15 protein-coding genes are annotated in these 16,388 nt (G+C 61.3%); 10 read left to right on the top strand and 5 right to left on the bottom strand.

Annotated elements, in window-relative coordinates:
• The first annotated feature begins 25 nt into the window (after positions 1-25).
• From mnmA to KUV45_RS05050, 7 genes are all read left to right on the top strand, one after another.
• Positions 26-1,138, top strand: a complete 1,113-nt coding sequence (gene mnmA / locus KUV45_RS05020) for a tRNA 2-thiouridine(34) synthase MnmA (RefSeq protein ID WP_222164232.1) — start codon at positions 26-28, stop codon at positions 1,136-1,138.
• Complete coding sequence (gene hflD / locus KUV45_RS05025) at positions 1,135-1,773, top strand: high frequency lysogenization protein HflD (protein WP_206944372.1); 639 nt, start codon at positions 1,135-1,137, stop codon at positions 1,771-1,773. Before mnmA ends, hflD begins: the two co-directional genes overlap by 4 nt.
• Positions 1,774-1,823: 50 nt before the next feature.
• Positions 1,824-3,197, top strand: a complete 1,374-nt coding sequence (gene purB, locus KUV45_RS05030; RefSeq protein WP_222164233.1) for an adenylosuccinate lyase — start codon at positions 1,824-1,826, stop codon at positions 3,195-3,197.
• Between the two features lie 174 nt (positions 3,198-3,371).
• Positions 3,372-4,571 carry a cupin domain-containing protein gene (locus tag KUV45_RS05035; protein ID WP_222164234.1) on the top strand — a complete coding sequence of 400 codons (1,200 nt, stop codon included), beginning with the start codon at positions 3,372-3,374 and terminating at the stop codon, positions 4,569-4,571.
• Entirely contained in the window at positions 4,564-4,992 is a 429-nt protein-coding gene (locus tag KUV45_RS05040; protein ID WP_206944377.1) for a GNAT family N-acetyltransferase, read from the top strand. The genes KUV45_RS05035 and KUV45_RS05040 overlap by 8 nt, the downstream gene beginning before the upstream one ends.
• Positions 4,993-5,428: 436 nt before the next feature.
• Entirely contained in the window at positions 5,429-7,024 is a 1,596-nt protein-coding gene (locus KUV45_RS05045) for an isocitrate lyase (protein WP_206944379.1), read from the top strand.
• 447 nt (positions 7,025-7,471) lie between these two features.
• Entirely contained in the window at positions 7,472-7,942 is a 471-nt protein-coding gene (locus KUV45_RS05050; RefSeq protein ID WP_222164235.1) for a glycine zipper 2TM domain-containing protein, read from the top strand.
• A gap of 164 nt (positions 7,943-8,106) precedes the next feature.
• On the opposite strand, the gene KUV45_RS05055 is transcribed toward KUV45_RS05050, so the two are convergent.
• Positions 8,107-8,382, bottom strand: a complete 276-nt coding sequence (locus tag KUV45_RS05055; protein ID WP_206944381.1) for a hypothetical protein — start codon at positions 8,380-8,382, stop codon at positions 8,107-8,109.
• Positions 8,383-8,599: 217 nt separating this feature from the next.
• Here KUV45_RS05055 and KUV45_RS05060 point away from each other — a divergent pair, with 217 nt between their 5' ends.
• On the top strand, positions 8,600-9,082 hold the full coding sequence (locus KUV45_RS05060; protein WP_045992921.1) for a peptidylprolyl isomerase: 483 nt from the start codon (positions 8,600-8,602) through the stop codon (positions 9,080-9,082).
• 365 nt (positions 9,083-9,447) lie between these two features.
• Here the strand turns inward: KUV45_RS05060 and KUV45_RS05065 are convergent, their stop codons facing one another.
• Together KUV45_RS05065 and KUV45_RS05070 are read right to left on the bottom strand one after the other, a co-directional pair.
• Complete coding sequence (locus KUV45_RS05065; protein ID WP_222164236.1) at positions 9,448-10,086, bottom strand: CDP-alcohol phosphatidyltransferase family protein; 639 nt, start codon at positions 10,084-10,086, stop codon at positions 9,448-9,450.
• A 93-nt stretch (positions 10,087-10,179) separates the two neighbouring features.
• On the bottom strand, positions 10,180-12,423 hold the full coding sequence (locus tag KUV45_RS05070; RefSeq protein WP_222164237.1) for an FAD-dependent oxidoreductase: 2,244 nt from the start codon (positions 12,421-12,423) through the stop codon (positions 10,180-10,182).
• Positions 12,424-12,707: 284 nt separating this feature from the next.
• Between KUV45_RS05070 and msrA the strand changes: the two genes are divergently transcribed.
• On the top strand, positions 12,708-13,349 hold the full coding sequence (gene msrA / locus KUV45_RS05075; RefSeq protein WP_222164238.1) for a peptide-methionine (S)-S-oxide reductase MsrA: 642 nt from the start codon (positions 12,708-12,710) through the stop codon (positions 13,347-13,349).
• Positions 13,350-13,505: 156 nt separating this feature from the next.
• Here the strand turns inward: msrA and KUV45_RS05080 are convergent, their stop codons facing one another.
• The gene (locus tag KUV45_RS05080) at positions 13,506-14,726 is read right to left on the bottom strand and encodes an MFS transporter (protein ID WP_222164239.1); all 1,221 of its coding nucleotides are present in this window, start codon (positions 14,724-14,726) and stop codon (positions 13,506-13,508) included.
• Positions 14,727-14,813: 87 nt separating this feature from the next.
• Between KUV45_RS05080 and KUV45_RS05085 the strand changes: the two genes are divergently transcribed.
• A complete protein-coding gene (locus KUV45_RS05085) occupies positions 14,814-15,701 on the top strand; it encodes a LysR family transcriptional regulator (protein ID WP_222164240.1) in 888 nt (295 codons plus the stop codon).
• 151 nt (positions 15,702-15,852) lie between these two features.
• On the opposite strand, the gene KUV45_RS05090 is transcribed toward KUV45_RS05085, so the two are convergent.
• Entirely contained in the window at positions 15,853-16,329 is a 477-nt protein-coding gene (locus tag KUV45_RS05090; protein WP_308126695.1) for an NlpC/P60 family protein, read from the bottom strand.
• Positions 16,330-16,388: the final 59 nt, after the last annotated feature.

Raw genomic sequence — 16,388 nt, forward strand, 5'->3', positions numbered from 1 at the left:
CTGCACCACCACCCCGAGAGTTGTTATGTCAGCGTCCAACGGCAAAGTCATCGTCGGCATGTCCGGCGGAGTCGATTCCTCCGTTTCCGCACTGCGCCTGATCGAACAGGGATATCAGGTAGAAGGTCTGTTCATGAAGAACTGGGACGAGGACGACGGCACCGAATACTGCACCGCCATGGAGGATCTGGCGGACGCCCAGGCCGTGTGCGAAAGACTCGACATCCCCCTGCATACCGCCAATTTTGCCGCTGAATACTGGGACAATGTGTTCGAGCACTTCCTGGCAGAGTACAAGGCTGGCCGCACGCCGAATCCGGATATCCTGTGCAACCGCGAGATCAAGTTCAAGGTGTTCCTTGATTACGCAGAGATGCTGGGAGCCGAGATGATCGCCACCGGCCACTATGTCCGCCGCGGTGAGCGCGATGGCCGTCCTCGCCTGCTGAAGGGCCTGGATGGCAACAAGGACCAGAGCTATTTTCTGCACGCGGTGCCGGAAGCGGCCATCGCCCGCACGCTGTTCCCTGTGGGCGAGATCGAAAAGCCGGAAGTTCGTGCCATTGCCGAGCGCCACGGTCTGGTCACCGCCAGGAAGAAGGACTCCACGGGCATCTGCTTCATCGGCGAACGACGCTTCAGCGATTTCCTCAAGCAGTATCTTCCGGCTCAGCCCGGCCGCATCGAGACACCTGATGGTGACGACATCGGCGAACATATGGGACTGATGTACTACACCCTGGGACAGCGTCAGGGGCTCGGTATCGGCGGCCTCGCCAACTACTCCGAGGACCCCTGGTACGTGGCTGGCAAGGATCTGGAGCGTAATGTCCTCGTGGCCGTGCAAGGCAAGCATCACTCTCTGCTCTACACCGACAGCCTGGCCACTGAAGCCATGGACTGGGTAGCCGGTCACGCTCCCTGCCAGCAGGGTCGCTTCACTGCCAAGACGCGCTACCGTCAGGAGGACGTGCCCTGCACGCTGACCAGCATGGCAGACGGCGGTGTCGAGGTGTACTTCGATGAGCCTCAACGCGCCGTGACACCCGGCCAGTCACTGGTCATCTACGACGGAGATGTCTGCCTCGGTGGCGGCGTCATCCGACACACCTGGAACGCCAAGGAGCGCGCGGCATGACCGATTCGGTACCTATTCACCGCGCGCCGGAATCCCCGGCTGCCCGCCAGGCCATTGCCATGGCGGGCGTGTTCCAGGCGGCTCATCTGGTGGATGACCTTGCCCGCACCGGCCAAGTGGACAGTCGCGCCTGGGACACTCAGATCAACGCCACCCTGGTGACCAACCCTCCCACCTTCGAATCGATCTACGGTGGACACCCGAACAACCTGCGGCTGGGCCTGGAGACGCTGGACGGCGTCCTGGGTCGCCGGCAGGCCAATCCGGTGGTGATGCGCTACGGCTTCAGCCTGATGCTGCTGATGAACAAGCTGCGCAACCAGCCCGCCATGATGGATGAGCTCGGCGCTCACCTGACCCGCATTCAGGGCCAGGCCGAACACTTCGGCCCCACCCACGAAAACGTGGTGGCTAGCCTCGGCGAGGCCTACCAGCAGACCCTGTCGACCTTCAAGAACCGCATCGTGGTCCAGGGCGACCCCTCCCTGCTGCAGAGCCGAATGATGCCCGAGCGAGTGCGGGCGTGCCTGCTGTCCGGCATCCGCTTCGGCCTGCTGTGGCACCAGCAGGGCGGGCGACGCTGGAAGCTGGTCTTCCAGCGAGGCAGCCTCAAGCGTGCCCTGGACTCGCTATAACGATATCGCTTCGACACTCTACCCTGTACCTACCCCACCGGAACCACACCATGCAACTCTCCGCACTGACCGCCCTCTCCCCCGTCGACGGCCGCTACGGCAGCAAGGCCGAATCCCTGCGCGAGCATTTCAGCGAATTTGGCCTGATTCGTGCCCGCGTCACCGTCGAGATCCGTTGGCTCGAGCGCCTCGCCGCTCACCCCCAGATCACCGAGGTGCCGGAATTGTCGGCCGCAGCCACCGCCTTCCTGGACGGCCTGGTAAAGAACTTCAGCGAAGCAGACGCTTCACGCATCAAGGACATCGAACGCACCACCAACCACGATGTGAAAGCGGTGGAGTACTGGATCAAGGAAGCGATCGCCGACAACGCAGAGCTGCATGCCGTCACCGAGTTCGTGCACTTCGCCTGTACCAGCGAGGACATCAACAACCTGTCCTACGGGGTAATGCTGCGCGATGGCCTGGACAGCCTGCTGCCCACCATGCGCCAGGTGGCCGACGAGGTTGCACGACTGGCAGCCGAGCACGCTGAAGTGCCGATGCTCTCGCGCACCCACGGCCAGACCGCCAGCCCCACGACGCTGGGCAAGGAAATGGCCAACGTGGCCTACCGTCTGCGTCGCCAGCTCAAGCAGATCGAAAGCGCCGAGGTGCTGGGCAAGATCAACGGTGCGGTCGGCAACTACAACGCTCACCTGGCGACCTACCCGGACATCGACTGGGAGGCCAATGCTCGCACCTTTGTCGAAGGCCTGGGTCTGACCTTCAACCCGTACACCACCCAGATCGAGCCTCACGACTACATCGCCGAGCTGTTCGATGCGGTCTGCCGATTCAACACCATCCTGATCGACTTCGACCGTGATGTCTGGGGCTACATCTCGCTGGGCTACTTCAAGCAGCGCACCGTGGCCGGCGAGATTGGCTCCTCGACCATGCCCCACAAGGTCAACCCGATCGACTTCGAGAATTCCGAAGGCAACCTGGGCCTGGCCAATGCCATTCTTGCTCACCTGGCCCAGAAACTGCCGATCTCCCGCTGGCAGCGGGACCTGACGGACTCCACCGTGCTGAGAAACCTCGGCGTCGGTCTGGCCTATGGCCTGATTGCCTACCAGGCGTCGCTCAAGGGCATCAGCAAGCTGGAAGCCAACCCCCAGCGCCTGGCAGAAGATCTCGACGCCAGCTGGGAAGTGCTGGCGGAGCCGATTCAGACCGTCATGCGTCGTTACGGCATTGAAAAGCCCTACGAAAAGCTCAAGGAACTGACCCGCGGCAAGCGCATCGATCAGGCCGGTTTCGCCGCCTTCATCGACGGCCTCGAGCTACCGGAAGCCGTCAAGGCAGAGCTCAAGCAACTGACCCCAGGCAGCTACATCGGCAATGCCGTGGCACAGGCCCAGGCGCTGCCTCGCCACTGACCCGGCGGCGGCCTCACGCAGCGTCTGTTCGCGACGTTGCTGTGCTCGCGGCAGCTGTCAGACCCGTTCTCACCCCACCCTATGGTGGGGTGAGGCGTATTCAGTCCTTGCCCTTGCACTCATCACATGCTCGACTGCCCAGCGAGCCGCTTCTCACCATCATCAGGAATCATCATGTCAGCCGATACCCCTCTTACCCTGCTCGGCGGCCTGTCAGCCGCCGATTTTCTCCGGGACTACTGGCAGAAGGCGCCACTGCTGATTCGTGGCGCCTTCCCTGACTTCGACAACCCCCTGTCTCCCGATGAGTTGGCAGGACTTGCCTGTGAAGACAATGTCGAGGCGCGTCTGGTGGAAGAACAGGGCCCCGAGAGTGCATGGCAGGTCAGCCACGGCCCCTTCGATGACAGCACCTTCGCACGCTTGCCGGAACAGGATTGGACCCTGCTGGTGCAGGCGGTCGACCACTACGTGCCGGACGTCGCGGCGTTGCTGGAAGAGTTTTCTTTCCTGCCACGCTGGAGACTGGACGACATCATGGTCAGCTATGCCCCTCCCGGCGGGAGCGTGGGGCCCCACGTCGACCAGTACGACGTGTTTCTTGTCCAGGGCAGTGGTCAACGGCATTGGCAGCTGGGGGGCAAGGTGGCGGACGATGCACCGATCATCAAGGGCATCGATCTACGTATCCTCGAGACATTCGACATCGACCCCGACCACGATTGGGTACTGGAACCCGGTGATATGCTCTACCTGCCCCCGGGCTGGGCGCATCATGGGGTCAGCCAGTCGGATGACTGCATGACCTATTCCGTCGGCTTTCGAGCCCCGTCTGCCGATGAAGCGATCACCTCCTTTGCCGACTACCTGGGTGAGCAGCAGCCAGCGTCCAAGCGCTACAGCGATGCCGGCATGCCACCGTCCACGGATCCTGGAGAGCTCGACAGCGCCGCGCTGGAGCGCATGCGAGCGCTGATTCTCGACACCATTGACGACCCCGCTCAGCTGGCACAATGGTTTGGCCGGGTGATGACCCAGCCCAAGTATGTCGACCAGCTCGCCCCCAGCGACACGCCCACCCCTGAGGATGAGCTTGTCACTGCACTACAGGAAGGCGACATCCTGGTCACCGCGCCTGGCTCGCGCTTTGCCTGGCATGCCATCAGCGCCGACCGAGCCACCTTATTCGCCGACGGCGACGGGATCGAATGCGATCTGGCGTTGGCGCAAGACATCGCAGGCCGTAACGAGTTCGATGCCAGCCTGCTGGATCACTCCGATGCCCCGCGGGTACTGGTCAAGCTGGTGGACGCCGGTAGCCTGGGCTGGCCTGTCACAGACGACGAATGGGACGAGGAGGAGGACCATGACTGAGGTCACCATACAGCACGGAGGCTGGGAGCAGCTTGGCGAGGCTGCCAGCGAGATTCGCCACCGCGTATTCGTTATCGAGCAGAACGTTCCCCTGGAGGAGGAATGGGACGGTCGAGACCCACAATGCCTGCATTTTCTGGCCATCCGCGGTGAGCAGGCGCTGGGGACTGCCCGGTTGCTGCCGGACGGCCACATCGGTCGCGTTGCCGTCCTGGCCGAAGCCCGCGGACTTGGCGTTGGCGTTGCCCTGATGCGAGCAGCCATTGATGCCGCACGCGAACAACGCTTCAGCCAGGTCGAGCTCGCCGCCCAGACACAGGCGCTTGGCTTCTATGAAGCCCTTGGCTTTGTCGCGGAAGGCGAGGTCTTCCTCGATGCCGGAATACCGCATCGCAACATGACATTAACGCTTGCCACCTGATCCCTTCCCCACCCTGACACCTCAGGAAATTCGACTACAGGAATAACTCGCAATGACGCATTCCTGTAGTCGGACTACAACGTTGTATTACCCCAAGTACCAATAGCAAACCCTCATGCTGCTGGGCCATAGTCTGTTCCATGGCGCGGACGAAGGGCCGCTACAGGAAGGTAACTCGCCTACTTTGTAGTCATCCTGATCCGCCGCGCCGAAACGGGACCACGGCTGCAGTATCGTTCACTGGCTGGGTCGAAAAATACGACTACACTTCGCAGATGCAGCATAAGGCGGACAGCACTTCTGCTGCATGGCACTGAATCAGCACGACACCGATGCCAGCACTGGGCAACGACAGGACTGGCAGCGAGAACAGAGGCAGTGTGCTGCATGTGGCACCGCGATAGTCGCTTCATCACAACATCAGGACGGCCAGACCATGACCTTTCGTGAAGAACTGAAGACACTGACCCAGCTTCGTGAAGCCCAACGCGGCAAGTGGGACAACATCGACCCGCACAGCGCTGCCCGCATGCGCGTGCAGAATCGCTTTCGCACCGGCCTCGATATCGCTCGCTACACCGCCGCCATCATGCGTGAAGACATGGCCGCCTATGATGCTGACAGCGCCAACTACACCCAGTCCCTGGGCTGCTGGCATGGCTTCATCGGCCAGCAGAAGCTGATCTCCATCAAGAAGCACTTCGGCACGACCAAGCGTCGTTACCTCTACCTGTCCGGCTGGATGGTCGCCGCCCTGCGCAGCGAATTCGGACCTCTGCCCGACCAGTCCATGCACGAAAAGACCAGCGTCGCCGCCCTCATCGAGGAGCTCTACACCTTCCTGCGTCAAGCTGACACCTGGGAGCTCAACCACCTCTTCCGCGCCCTGGATGACGCCCAACAGGCCGGCGACGACGCCAAGGTCGAGGAGTTGACCCAGCAGATCGACAGCCACCAGACCCACGTGGTGCCGATCATCGCCGATATCGACGCCGGTTTCGGCAACGCCGAAGCGACCTACCTGCTGGCCAAGAAGATGATTGAAGCAGGCGCCTGCTGCATTCAGCTCGAGAACCAGGTGTCTGACGAGAAGCAGTGCGGACATCAGGACGGCAAGGTCACGGTGCCCCACGAGGACTTCATCGCCAAGATCAACGCCGTGCGCTACGCCTTCCTCGAACTGGGCGTCGATGATGGTGTCATCGTGGCCCGAACCGACTCTCTCGGTGCCGGTCTGACCCAGAAGATCGCAGTCACTCAGGAGCCTGGCGATCTTGGCGATCAGTATAACAGCTTCCTGGATGGCGATGAGATTGCCTCTGCCAGTGATATCGACAACGGCGACGTGGTCATCAAGCAGAACGGCAAACTGGTCAAGGTCAAGCGACTGGCGTCCGGCTTGTATCAATTCAAGCCCGGCACCGGTGAAGACCGGGTCGTGCTGGACTGTATCACCAGCCTGCAAAACGGAGCCGACCTGCTGTGGATCGAGACCGAGAAGCCCCACGTCGGGCAGATCGCCAGCATGGTCAACCGCATTCGCGAAGCGGTGCCCAATGCCAAGCTGGTCTACAACAATTCACCGTCCTTCAACTGGACGCTGAACTTCCGCCAGCAGGTCTTCGACGCCTGGGAGAGCGAAGGCAAGGATGTGTCTGCCTACGATCGCGCCGACCTGATGAATGCGCGCTACGACGAAACGGAGCTGGGTCAGCTGGCTGACGAGTGGACACGCAACTTCCAGCGTGATGCCTCCCGGGAAGCCGGTATCTTCCACCATCTCATCACGCTGCCGACGTACCACACAGCCGCGCTGTCCACCGACACGCTGGCCAAGGGCTACTTCGGTGACGAGGGGATGCTGGCCTACGTTGCCGGGGTGCAGCGTCGCGAAATTCGCGAGGGGATTGCCACCGTCAAGCATCAGGACATGGCCGGCTCCAACATTGGCGATGACCACAAGGAGTTCTTCCACGGTGATGCCGCACTCAAGGCTGGCGGCAAGGACAACACCATGAACCAGTTCGGCTAAAAAGCGGTAGATTGGGCTGCGGCGCCCCGGACTGCCAAGTGGCGGTTCGGGGCGCACTCGTCTGGGCAGACACACCGGCGAACATTTTCAGTGCCCTTTCGTCTCCCTGCTGCTTGAGATGCGCTGCACAGAGCTCCTTGCATCAACATCTTCTTGCATCAACATCTTCTTGCATCAACGCTAGCCAAGGACAGGCGCGCCAGCACACTCTTGTTGTCAGGAAAGCGCCAGCACTGCGACATTACCTTATCGACGGCGAGTCACCGCTGGGGCGCTTTCGGCCCAACAAGCGTCGGGAGTGGCCCGGTAAGCGGGAACCAAAACCCTGTGATAGCTTCTAATGAGGCACTAGACTATTATCGAACAGCGTTTCGCAAGCCAAGGGCTACGCCATCATCCCGGGCAGAACGCCCTGCTGCGACGCAACTGCATTCAAGGAGAACACCCATGAAGATCACACTGCTGCCCGTCCTCGCCATCAGCGCTCTGACGCTGGCAGGCTGTACTGCCACCAACCAATACTCCGGCAACGTTTACTCTGGCAATCAGGCGCAGACAGCCCAGAATGTCCAGGTCGGCACCATCACCGCCCTGCGCCGCGTGCAGATTCAAGGCGACAGCGCTGCCAGTGGCATTCTCGGCACCGGCGGGGGTGCCATCATCGGTGGTCTTCTCGGCAACCAGGTCGGCGGAGGCTCCGGACGCACCATCGCCACTGCCGCGGGCGCCATCGGCGGTGCAGTCGCAGGTAACCAGATCGAAAAAGGCGTCAACCGCACCGATGCCTGGGAGATGGAGATTCGCAAGGACACTGGCCAGACCGTAGTCATTGTGCAGAAAGCAGATCAGGCCTTCCAGGTCGGTCAGCGCGTCCGCTTGATTGGCAGTGGTTCACGCCAGAGCGTTGCTCCTTACTGAGCCGACATGCTTGAGATGGCCTCCTCCCGCCATTAGACCAAGCCAACACACAAACACCCCATAGCGTCGCTATGGGGTGTTTGTGTATCTCGCGTGCGCTTGGCAGGCGCTTCACCATCAACAGCCTAACGCCCCTTCCGCCGTCAGGGCGTCACAGAACTGGGTCAATGCACCTTGCCCATGACCCAGCAGCCCAGCTTGCAGGCCACCAGAGCAATGACGCCAATCACCAGCAGGGTCATCAGCATATCGATGGGGAAGACGATAAAGGTAGCGCCCAGAACCGCCAGGGCCGGGCACCAGATCCAGCGATCGTCGTCACTGCGCAGTACCGACGGCAACAGCCCGTCGAGCACGCACCCAAGCCCTTTCTCCCAGGACTTGATCATAACCGCCAGCAATACCGCAAAGGCCAGCACCCAGATAAGTAGCGATGTCATATCGTAGCTCCGCAAAAACAGCGTGGAAGGCAGGATGAAAAATCTCCCCTGAGGGTATCCCCACCATCGGCACTGCGCAACAGCACCATGGGTGGGCACCCGCGTGAATCCTGCTCAGGATATGACCACGTAAGGTGAAAAATGTCCCATTCCCCTGACAGCCCCCGCACCGTCGCGTTACCATGCGTCCTCACACGCACTCACCAAAGGTTCATCAATGCAAATTGCGCAGAATTCCGTTGTCGCGTTCCACTACACCCTGACCAATGACGCAGGTGAAGTGCTGGACAGCTCGGAAGGCCGCGAGCCGCTGACCTACCTCCACGGCGCCGGCAACATTATTCCGGGTCTGGAAAAGGAACTCGAAGGCAAGGCCGCAGGCGACAAGGTCAACGCCAAGGTCGCTCCCGCCGAAGGTTACGGTGAGGTCCAGGAGCAACTGGTCCAGGAAGTGCCGCGCGATGCCTTCCAGGGCGTCGAGAGCATCGAGCCGGGCATGCAGTTCCAAGCCCAGACCCAAGGCGGTCCGCTGATGGTCACCGTGACCCAGGTGGAAGGCGATACGGTTACCGTTGACGGCAACCATCCGCTGGCAGGCCAAAACCTGAACTTCGACGTGGAGATCGCCGAAGTTCGTGAGGCTAGCCAGGAAGAAATCGAGCACGGCCACGTGCACGGTGAAGGCGGCCACGAGCACTAAGGCTCGCCACGATCACCGCGTTGCTGCGCTTTACCCGCAGCGACATCGCGGTGTATTGAGCCAGCGCTAGATCCCAGGATCAGCGAATCGGCTTAGCCCTGACAGGGCAGCAAAGGACAGCTTAGGCTGTCCTTTTGCATGTCTGGGCACTGCTCAGCAGAAGGCCCGCGCTGGCGTCTTCTCCCTGCTGGCGCTCAATGCCTGATAGCGCTGCCCTGTTGTTAGCCTGTTGTTAGCCTTTCGCTACCCTTTCGCTACCCAGTCGTTACCCTGTTGCCACCCTATGATGACGATAGGGTTGCCCCTTAGGTCGCCTCCCCTTCCTGTCGCTGCCCTGCCTTTACGAGAATAGTGGCGACGCGCGATCAGGGATTGGGCGATGACTGGGGAGAGATCGCCTTCAGGGTGTGATAACCGCCCCAGAGTCGCGTGGCCGTCGTCAGCAGACACGCCCCTGCAAAGACGACCGCCAACGTCGGGAAGTGACCGGGCCACAGACAAAAGGCGATCAACGCCAGCACGGTTTCGGTACCCTCCGTCAATCCGTGGAGGTAATAGAAGGCTTTGCGCTGAAAGCGTGGACGCTCCAGATCATGTCGGGCCGCCATGATGGCGAAGGCCAGAAATGATGTCCCCGTGCCGATGAAAGCGAACAGCAACAAGGCCGCCGGCAGCGCATTCTGCTCGCTATCGGCCAGAGCAAACCCCAGCACGACGCTCGCGTAGAAAACGAAGTCGAGGCCGATATCAAGAAAACCTCCCGCATCGGACGCAATGTCCAAGCGGCGCGCCAGAGCTCCATCGAGACCGTCTGCCACACGATTCAAGACAATTGCCAGCAGCGCCCAACCGTAGGCCTGAATCGCCAGCAACGGCAGCGCCAGCATGCCGATGGCGAAGCCTGCCAAGGTCACGTGATCTGGGCGTACCTGGGCACGCTGAAGCAGTGTGACCAGAGGCTTCAGGGGCCCTTGGGTTTTCGGCATGGTCCAGCGATCTAGCATTATCAGTCTCGGTAAGAGGAAGGGTATCAAGGGTGAAAAGGCGCACGGCGGAAACCTCCGCCGTGCGCTCTTGAGTGACTCGCTCGTCAGGGACTAGGCCGCGGTATCGTTGGCAGCTCGCGTCGCGCCGTCCGACTTGGTCACCGCGTCGGCCTCCCCGGATGACGCGGCCTGATCCGCCTCGGCGCCACCTCTACGCCAGCGGAAGTAACGCTCAAGGTAGCCAAGCACACGTTCGGGCTTATGGGCATTCTTCCAGACACCAGCGGCCGCCTTGACCGCTTCGGAGTGGGTCGGATAAGGGTGAATGGTCCCCAGCAGCTTGTTGAGCCCGATGCCACGCGTCATCGCTAGAGTGAATTCCGCCAGCATCTCTCCTGCTCCGGCACCCACTATGGTTGCCCCAAGGATGCGGTCCTTGCCAGGTACGGTCAGCACCTTGACGAAGCCAGTCGTATCACCTTCAGCGATGGCCCTGTCCAGTTCTGACAGTTCATAGCGCGTCACCTCGAAGGCAACGCCCTGTTCCTCGGCCTCACGCTCGTTGAGACCGACCCTGGCCACTTCAGGGTCACAGAAGGTCACGGCGGGCAGTGCCTTGTAGCTCACCGTGAATCGCTTGAATTCACCGAACAGCGCGTTGACGGTGGCATGCCACGCCTGGTGGGCGCTGGCATGGGTCAACTGGAAAGGCCCGACCACATCACCACACGCCCAGACATTCGGCAGAATGGACTGCAGACCACCGTCCACATCCAGGGTGCCATTATCGCGAGTGCCTACGCCCAGCGCCTCGAGGCCCAGCCCCTCTACGTTCGCCTGGCGCCCTACCGCCACCAGCAGCTGGTCAAAGGCCAAGTGCTCAATCCGGGTCTCTCCACCGTCGTTGATCTCTACCTCAAGACGGTGCTCGCCGTTGTCGCCTGCCAGCACCTTGAGCGCTCGGGTCGACAGATACAGGTGCACACCGCTGGCTTCAAGCCCGGCTGCCGCTTCACGCGCCACATCCGAATCCTCACGGGGCAGCAGCTGAGGCCCCATTTCGACCAGCGAGACCTGACTGCCCAGCCGAGAGAAACTCTGCCCCAGCTCGCTGCCGATCGGGCCTCCCCCCAGCACGACCAGTCGCTTGGGCAGCGAGGTCAACTGCCACAGGTTATCCGACGTCAACACCTCAATGTCGTCGATTCCCGGAAGCGGCGGAACCCTGGGCCGCGCGCCGCTGGCAATAATGACATGCCGCGTGGTCAGCACCTGCTCCCCCACCTGCACGCGCCAGGGGTCAAGAAGCCGTGCCTCCCCCTCGACCACATCCACACCAAGCCCCCGATAACGCTCAGGGCTGTCATGGGGCTCCACCTCAGCGATGGCACCGTGTACATGCCCCATCACCGCGGCGAAATCTACCTGGGGCTCGCCAGCGCTTACGCCATAGGCAGGCGCCCGACGGATGTCCTCCGCCGCACGGGCGGCGCGGATCAATGCCTTGGACGGAACGCAGCCCGTATTGAGACAGTCGCCACCCATGCGATGGCGTTCGACCAGTGTCACCTTGGCCTTCACCGCCGCCGCGATATAGCTCGCTACCAGGCCAGCAGACCCCGCCCCGATGACCACGATGTCGCGATCGAAGCGAGCTGGACGCTGATAAGCTGACGCCAGGCGACGACGCTTGAGCACGCCCACCAGCGCCTTGGCAAGCCAAGGGAACAGGCCAATCAGCACGAACGACAACACCAGACCCGGCGACAGAATCCCCGACAACGAATCCAGATCCCCGAGCTCACGCCCGGCGTTCACGAACACGGCGGTTCCCGGCAACATGCCAAGCTGGCTGACCCAGTAGAAGGTCGGCAGACGCATCCGGGTCAGCCCCACCACCAGGTTGATCACAAAGAAAGGAAAGATGGGGATAAGACGCAGGGTGAAGAGATAAAAAGGCCCCTCTCGATCAATGCCGGCATTGATCCGCGAGAGCTGCCGGGAAAAGCGCGCTTCCAGACTCTGTCGCAGCAACGTCCGGGCAATCAGTGCCGCCAACGTTGCGCCCAGAGAACTGGCAAACGACACCAGCAACAGCCCAGCCCAGAAGCCAAACAGTGCACCGGCCAGCAGTGTCAGCAATCCCGCCCCTGGCAGCGACAGGGCAGCCATCAGTACGTAGATCGCGAAAAAGCCTCCCGCCACGGTCCATGGGTCGTCATGGAACCACTGCTGAAACTGCGCTTGCTGCGACTTGATGGCCTCCAGAGTAAAGGCATCGTTGGCGCCGGTGGCGAAGAAGGCGACAACCGCGAGAGCGATCACTGCCAGCAATATCCATTTTTTACGGGTCACCCGTCTCTCCTTCTCGACTCGGTAGGGCACAGGGGCCTGGGCAACAGACGTCACGATCTCGCCGTGCGTCAGTAGCAAGACGCTTCTCGCTGGCTCAGGGCCAAGGCATCACGATGCCTTCGAGGTTAGCAGCAGCGGCTATGTCGCGGATAGCCGCCCTAGCCTTACGGCTGAAAATGCAAAGATTCTGAATTTAGCTGAGTCGTCCTGTAAGGAAGGACCTGCCACACTGACCAAACCTGCGGAAAGTCACCTGCACCCTGGACACTAAACGGAGTGAATTGATGCGAATTCCCCTGATCCCACGAAGCGTCATTGTTGCCGGCATGTTGACTGGTGCCACGCTGACAGCCCCCGCGGCCTTTGCCGATCAGCAGACGGCTATCTTTGGTGGGGGCTGTTTCTGGTGCATGGAAGAAGCGTTCGACAAGATCGACGGCGTCGAGGCGACCGTATCGGGCTTTGCCGCCGGGAACACAGAGGACCCGACCTATCAGGCGGTCAGCGCTGGGGGGACCGGCTACGTGGAAGTCGTGCAAGTCACTTACGACACCGACAAGCTCGACTACGAGGACCTGCTCTACGTCTACTGGCGCAACATTGATCCCTTTGTCGCCAATCGGCAGTTCTGTGACGAAGGCGACACCTATCGCTCTTCGTTGCTGCCGCTGAACGACGAGCAGCGCAGCCAGGCGCAAGCAAGCCGAGACGCCATCGCCGAACGCTTTGATCAGCCTATCGAGACCCTGATCGAAGACCCCGGCACCTTCTATCCGGCCGAGGACTATCACCAGAACTACTATCAGAACAACAAGGTTCGCTACACCTTCTATAAGAACGCATGCGGTCGCCCGGATCGCCTCAAGGAGATCTGGGGCGAAGAAGCCATGCCCCACGCGGCCCCGGGTCAACAGGCGACCTCCTGAACCCTTGCCATGAGGGCCGCTCTGGGGCTCCTCTGCGCGAGCCCATTACCCTCACGGCCCCTCTCGACCGACGTGGACGAGAGGGGACGCTGTCTTCCTGACAGCTCTTGGCCAGCAGGTCTATACGGCAGAAGGGTGGCGGGTGGCGCCGGCCGGCTAATGACTGCCGGACGTCGCCACGGCGATGTTGCGTGCTTCTTCTTGCCGCTGACGCCGACACAAGCGCCAGCTCAGCCATCCCGTCACGGCAAGTACACACCAGCTGGCGCCGATCACACCGGTCCACCCCTGCCACAGCCAAAATGGCTCCAGCCATAGCGGCCCCAGGCTCGCACCCAGATAGTAGAAGACCAGGTAAAGCGCCGACGCGCTGCCCCGTCCCGTCTTGGCCTGGCGCCCGACCCAGCCTGATGCGGTCGCATGGCACAGAAAGAAGCCAAAGGCACTGACCATCAGCGCCAGCACGATCACGCTGAGGGACTCGACCAGCGTCACCCCCAGCCCCACACTCACGATCCCGATTCCCAGCAGCATGGTGCCCGGCGCACCAAGCCTGGCGACCACCCGGGCTGACAGGGTCGAGCCAAGGGTGCCGCCCAGATAGGTAAGGAACAGCAGCCCCAGCCAGCGAGGGCCAAGCAGAAACGGGGATTCTGCCAAACGGAACGTCATGTAACTGTACTGGTTGATGAACACCAGAAAGTTCAGCCCCCCAATCAGATAGGCCGGCCACAGCCATGGGTTGCCAAGATGCGACCTCATCTGCTGCACCGCGCCGGACACGCGAAAAGGCTGGGGCTTGAAGCTCCTGGCGGCAGGCAGCAACCACCAGAACAACATCGTGCCAGCCAGCGTTACCACCGCCACCGAAACGAAACTTGCCTGCACCCCCTGCCACTCACCGATGACGCCGCCCAGGATGCGCCCGCCGATACCTCCCAGGGTGTTGGCGGCGATATACAGTCCTACCGCACGGGTCATGGCCTGAGGGGAAAATTCGTCCCCCATCCATGCAATGGCGACGGCCGGCAAACCGCCAAGCGCAAGCCCCTGCAGCACCCTGGCAGCCAGCAGGCTCTCCAGCCCCGGAACAAAGGCAATCAACAGCGTCGCCAAACCCACCGCGGCCAGACTGACCTTCATGATCGCACCGCGCCCAATGGCGTCGGATAGCGGGCCATACACCAACAATGACAAGGCCAGCGTCAACGTTGCCAAGGACATGACCAGGCCGATCATCAAGGTCGATGCACCATGTGCCTCTCGCAACATGGGCAGCAAGGGCTGGGGTGCATACAGGTTGATGAACACCAGCATGGAACCCAGACACAGAGCCAGTGTTGCTCTGCGCCAGGTGGGCGTATCGGCATGAATCATGAAGGTCTCCTTTGGCAAACGCTATCATCCATGCTTCACTTCCATCACACCAACAGAAGAAAATGATGCTCACCATCAGATTGACTTATGAGTCTACCCTTTGATCTCAGGTCGCTGGCCGTTTTCGTTGCCGTGGTCGACCATGGCGGCTTCAGCGCTGCCGCTCGTGCGCGACATGTAGCCCAATCTGCCGTCAGCCAGACCATCGCTTCACTGGAACAACGCCTGGATACGCCGCTGTTCAAACGTCAGGAACGCCCCATACAGCTGACTCCAGAGGGTGAGGTGCTGCTGCAGCATGCGAGGCGTCTTCTTGACGATGCCAGCGCCACGGAGCTCGCCATGCGGGAACTCAAGGGCCTGGTCAAGGGTGAGGTCCGCATCGGCATTCCTTCCATGCTGGGCTCCTATTACCTGCCCCCGCTGCTGATGGGATTTGCCGCGCGTCACCCCGGCATCCGCATGACCGTCATCGAGGCAGGCGCACGCCGCCTGCAAGCCCTGATCAAGGAGCGGGAACTGGATTTAGGCATCGTGGTGGAAGACGGCACGAATCACGACCTGGAGACGGAAACCCTGCTGTGTGAAGAAATGGTGATCTGTGCCCCTCGCGACCATCCTTTTGTGTCACAAGGCCAGGTCAGTGCAGCGGAATTTCTGTCACAGCCGCTGGTGCTGTTTCAGGACGGCTACTTTCATCGAGAGTTTGTGGACGCCATGGCCCGCCAACTTGGCATGGCACCTCAACTGGCGTTTCAATCCAACCTGATTCCGCTGACCAAGGCTATCGTGCGCCAAGGCTTCGGCATCACTACATTTCTGCGTCGGGTCGTGGAGGAAGACGACCTGGCCGCCGTGTCCTTTTCGCCGCCAGCCATGTTGACCTTGTCCCTCGCCTGGCAGCCCCAGGGGTACCTGTCGCGCGCCGAACGGGCCTTCATCGACTACGCACTGGCCAACCGCCACGGGCTATGACCAAGCCGCAAGCCGTAGAGTTGACGACATAAAAGAGGCAAGCCATCAGGCTTGCCTCTTTTATGTCCATCTAACGATTCACAGGACAGCATCATGGGGCGCAGGCCATGACCAGTGACCTGAGCAGCCGCTTGTCCGCCATCAAGCGCTATCAGCCGCCAAACTGTGCCGGGCTGTAGGCAAACTGTCGCATGCTCAGATGTGTCGGCTCGAGCGGGCGGCGCGCCTGCCAGTAGTAGCGGCGCCAGTAGCTGTTGTCGAGCTTGGAAATCATGACACCACGTGAAGAAGACGCGTGCAGAAAACGCCCCTGCCCGACGTAGATGCCGACATGACGATTGCCAGGAGGCTTGAAGAAGACGAGATCACCAGGGGACAGCTGATCGCGAGTGATGGGTTCGCCCATGTGGAGCTGGCTGCCGGTGGTTCGGGGTAGCTCGACCTGGAAGGCGTCGCTGAAAATGTTCTGCACCAGCGCCGAACAGTCGATGCCACTCATGTTGGTGCCACCAAACCGATAGGGCGTTCCCGCCCAGCGATCGTGTTCTGCCATCAGGGCCTCACGAATCGCGGCGGCTGGATCATCCAGGAAGCTGCCGCCGGTATTGGGCACTTCAACAGGTGACATTCGCGAGGCGGCTCGCTCCGCCAATGTCGGCATGTCTCTGCTGAAATAATCGTTCTGGG

The sequence above is a fragment of the Halomonas sp. DP3Y7-2 genome, from assembly GCF_019800795.1.
Classification (GTDB): domain Bacteria; phylum Pseudomonadota; class Gammaproteobacteria; order Pseudomonadales; family Halomonadaceae; genus Halomonas; species Halomonas litopenaei_A.